At 67.0% G+C, this 3729-nt stretch carries 4 protein-coding genes; 3 read left to right on the forward strand and 1 reads right to left on the reverse strand.

Going from position 1 to position 3729, the window contains the following annotated elements:
• The coding region (locus ELR45_RS43005) for a cupin domain-containing protein (protein WP_205857426.1) at positions 1-173 on the reverse strand (173 nt) is incomplete at its 3' end.
• A gap of 201 nt (positions 174-374) precedes the next feature.
• Between ELR45_RS43005 and ELR45_RS27750 the strand changes: the two genes are divergently transcribed.
• From ELR45_RS27750 to ppgK, 3 genes are all read left to right on the forward strand, one after another.
• Positions 375-1406 carry an NADP-dependent oxidoreductase gene (locus ELR45_RS27750; RefSeq protein WP_129669226.1) on the forward strand — a complete coding sequence of 344 codons (1032 nt, stop codon included), beginning with the start codon at positions 375-377 and terminating at the stop codon, positions 1404-1406.
• Between the two features lie 75 nt (positions 1407-1481).
• A complete protein-coding gene (locus tag ELR45_RS27755) occupies positions 1482-3032 on the forward strand; it encodes an MFS transporter (RefSeq protein WP_129669227.1) in 1551 nt (516 codons plus the stop codon).
• A gap of 4 nt (positions 3033-3036) precedes the next feature.
• Positions 3037-3729, forward strand: a 693-nt coding sequence (ppgK, locus tag ELR45_RS27760) for a polyphosphate--glucose phosphotransferase (protein WP_165368155.1), incomplete at its 3' end; no start/stop codon positions are given.

Genomic DNA, 3729 nt, shown 5'->3' on the forward strand with positions numbered 1-3729 from the left:
CGCACCGGCTCCGCACCGTCGGGGACGAGCCACCCCTCGCCCCGAAGCATGGTGACCAGCGTGAGCGGCGCGCCGTCGGCGAAGCGAACCGCCCACGGAGGGCTCATGATGGTGCGTCCGAACAGTGCGCCGTTGGAACGGACCTCGGTCAAGAGGTTGGCCAGAATGTCCATAGCTGGATCTTAACGCCCCATTAGACGCTCAGACATCGACATGAGGCCTAGGAGCATTTGATCGTCCAGCCCCAGCATGGTTGATTAGGTCACATGACAGATGCAGCCTCTCCATAGTGCTGAGAGACTGCACTGTTCTCGGGCGCTCGAGCGCCTGCATACACCCGTACCCCGCAAAGTTCTCTCGAAAGGCGACACACCATGTCGAGCACCAGCGTCCGCAGCGTCATCACCAACCGGGAGATCCGGCTGGCGTCCCGTCCCAATGGTGCACCGGGGCCGGAGAACTTTGAACTGGCCGATACCGAACTGGCCCCGCCCGCAGACGGGCAGATCGTCGTCCGCAACACGTGGATGTCCGTCGACCCCTACATGCGTGGCCGGATGGACGACGTCGAGTCCTACATTCCACCCTTTCAGCTGGGTGAGCCGTTGGAAGGCAGCGCCGTCGGCGAGGTCGTCGAGTCACGTTCGGACGCCGTTCCGGTGGGCGCCACGGTCTCGCATTTCCTCGGCTGGCGCGAGCACGCGGTCCTGGACGCCGCTGCGGCCACCGTCGTCGATACCTCGATCGCGCCCGAACAGGCCTACCTGAGCGCGCTGGGTACGACGGGCCTCACGGCCTATGCGGCGTTCACCGAGGTGGCACCCATCCAGGAAGGAGACGTGGTCTATGTCTCGGCGGCAGCCGGCGCCGTCGGGAGTGTCGCCGGGCAGCTCGCGCGAATCTTCGGTGCGGCCCGGGTGATCGGCTCGGCCGGCGGCGCGGAGAAGGCCAAGAAGCTCACGGCCGATTTCGGGTTCGACGCGGCCATCGACTACCGGGCCGGATCGATCTCCGATCAGCTTGCGGCCGCCGCGCCGCAAGGCATCGACGTCTATCTGGACAACGTGGGCGGCGACCACCTCGAAGCCGCCATCGGTGCCCTGAACGTCGGCGGACGCGTGGCCCTGGTCGGAGCTGTCAGCGGTTACAACGCCACGGAGCCGGTGCCCGGTCCCCGCGACTTCTACCGCGCCTACACCAAGCGGCTGACGTTGCGCGGAATGCTGGTCACCGATCACCTCCACCGCTTCCCCGAATACATCACCAAGGCGGTCGGCTGGCTGGCCGACGGCAGCCTGCGCACCGAGGACACGGTGGTCGACGGACTGGCAAAGGCACCGGCCGCGTTCTTCGGCGTGCTCAACGGCACGAACACCGGGAAGATGCTGGTCCGGCTCCACCGCTAGCCCGGATCTAGCGCGAGCGAGTTCGAACCTAGCGCCTCTGCAGTGAATGATCAGTTCACAACGCAGAGGACAACCATGGACACTGTCGCAACGAACAAGGCCGGGCGCCGCGAGTGGCTCGGACTCGCGGCGCTCGCGCTTCCCACCATGCTGATCGGGCTCGACCTGACGGTCCTGCACCTGGCCGTGCCGGAGCTGAGCGCCGACCTGCAGCCCGGAAGCTCGCAGCTGCTGTGGATCACCGACATCTACGGCTTTCTCATCGCCGGGTTCCTGATCACGATGGGGACGCTCGGCGACCGGATCGGACGGCGCCGGCTTCTCCTGATCGGTGCGGCCGCGTTCGGGCTCGCGTCGATCCTGGCGGCGTACTCGACGAGCCCCGAGATGCTGATCGTCGCCCGGGCGGCGCTCGGCATCACCGGTGCCACTCTGATGCCGTCGACCCTGTCACTGATCAGCAACATGTTCACGGATCCGAGACAACGTTCCTTCGCGATCGCCGTCTGGATGATCAACTTCATGATCGGCGGTGCTGTCGGGCCCCTCGTCGGAGGGCTGCTCCTCGAGCAGTTCTGGTGGGGCTCGGTGTTTCTCATCAGCGCGCCCGTCATGGCGCTCCTGCTCATCGTCGGCCGTCTGCTGCTCCCCGAATACCGCAACCCGGATGCCGGGCGCCTAGACCTGACGAGTGTCGTGTTGTCCCTGGTCGCCATCCTGGCCGTCATCTACGGGGTGAAGGAGGTCGCCAAGGGCGGCTCGGCCGGCATCGCTCTGGTCGCCGTCGCCGCCGGGCTCGCCGTCGGCACCGTGTTCGTCCGCCGTCAGCGGCGGCTGGCCGAACCCCTGATGGACCTGACGCTGCTGGGCGACCGGGTGTTCAGCACGGCCCTCGGTGCTCAGCTCATGGGATTGTTCGTGATCTCAGGCATGCAGTTCCTGCTCATCCAGTACATGCAGCTCGTGCTGGACGTCTCGGCACGGCGCGCCGGACTGTTGATCATCCCCGGGATGGTGGTCGCGATCGCCACCAGCCTGATGGCTCCCGCGCTCGCACGCCGCTGGCGTCATGCGCCGGTCATCAGCGCCGGCCTCCTGGTCAGTGGTATCGGGCTGGTCGCCGTCACGCAGGTGAGCGCTGATTCGGGGGTCGGGCCGGCGGTGGTCGGGTTCACCATCATCTCGCTCGCCATCAACCCGGCCATCGCCCTCACCTACGACCTGGTCATCGGCAGCGCACCGCCGGAGCGGGCCGGTTCGGCCTCCGGCATGGCCGAAACCTCGTCCGAGCTGGGGCTGGCTCTCGGGGTCGCCGTCAGCGGAAGTGTCGCCACGGCCGTCTACCGCGGGCTCACATCCGCCGACACGCTTCCCGACGGCGTCGAGCGGAGCGCCGGGCCTACGGCCGTCGAGACCGCTGGTGACACGCTCCCCGGTGCTCTCGACGTGGCGGCAGGCCTCCCGGCGCCGGCCAGCACGGAGCTGCTCGAGGTGACGCGTGACGCGTTCACGCGAGGCGTGCAGGTCGCCGGTGCCGTCAACATCGCGATCGTGGTCGCGATGGCCGCTTTGGTGGCCATCATCACCCGTCGAGCTGGCGACGAGCACCGGGATACGCCAAGCTAGAAGGGTGGGCGCGACAAACGGTTTCGGTATCGACATCGGCGGCAGCGGAATCAAAGGTGCACCGGTCGATCTCGACCGCGGCCAGTTCGCCGCCGACCGGGTCCGCGTCGACACTCCCAAGAAGTCAACGCCTGACAACGTCATCGATGTCGTCCTGAACGTGCTGGACCAGTTCGGCTGGGACGAGTCCTTCGGATGCACGTTTCCGGGAGTCGTACGGGACGGCGTCATCAGCTCGGCCGCCAACGTCGACGACGCATGGATCGGCGTGAACCTGGAGAAGGAACTGACCGAGCGCACCGGCCGGCCGGTGGCCGTCGTCAACGACGCCGACGCCGCCGGTCTGGCCGAAGCCCGGCTCGGGGCCGGTGCCGACGCCGACGGCGTCGTCATCGTGACGACCCTCGGTACCGGCATCGGCAGCGCGATCCTGAACAACGGAGTCTTGCAGCCGAACACCGAGCTGGGCCACATCTTCCTGGAGAACGGCAAGGAGGCAGAGCACTGGGCCGCGGCGTCGGTGCGGGAGAGCAAGGACTTGTCGTGGGAAGAGTGGGCGCAACGGTTACAGCGCTACTACACCCACCTGGAGTTCCTCTTCTCCCCTGACCTGTTCATCGTCGGAGGCGGCGTGAGCAAGAAGGCGGAGAAGTTTCTCCCGCTGCTGGATCTCGACACTGAGATCATCCCAGCGACA

Origin of the sequence: Phytoactinopolyspora endophytica, from assembly GCF_004138495.1 — a bacterium.
Classification (GTDB): domain Bacteria; phylum Actinomycetota; class Actinomycetes; order Jiangellales; family Jiangellaceae; genus Phytoactinopolyspora; species Phytoactinopolyspora endophytica.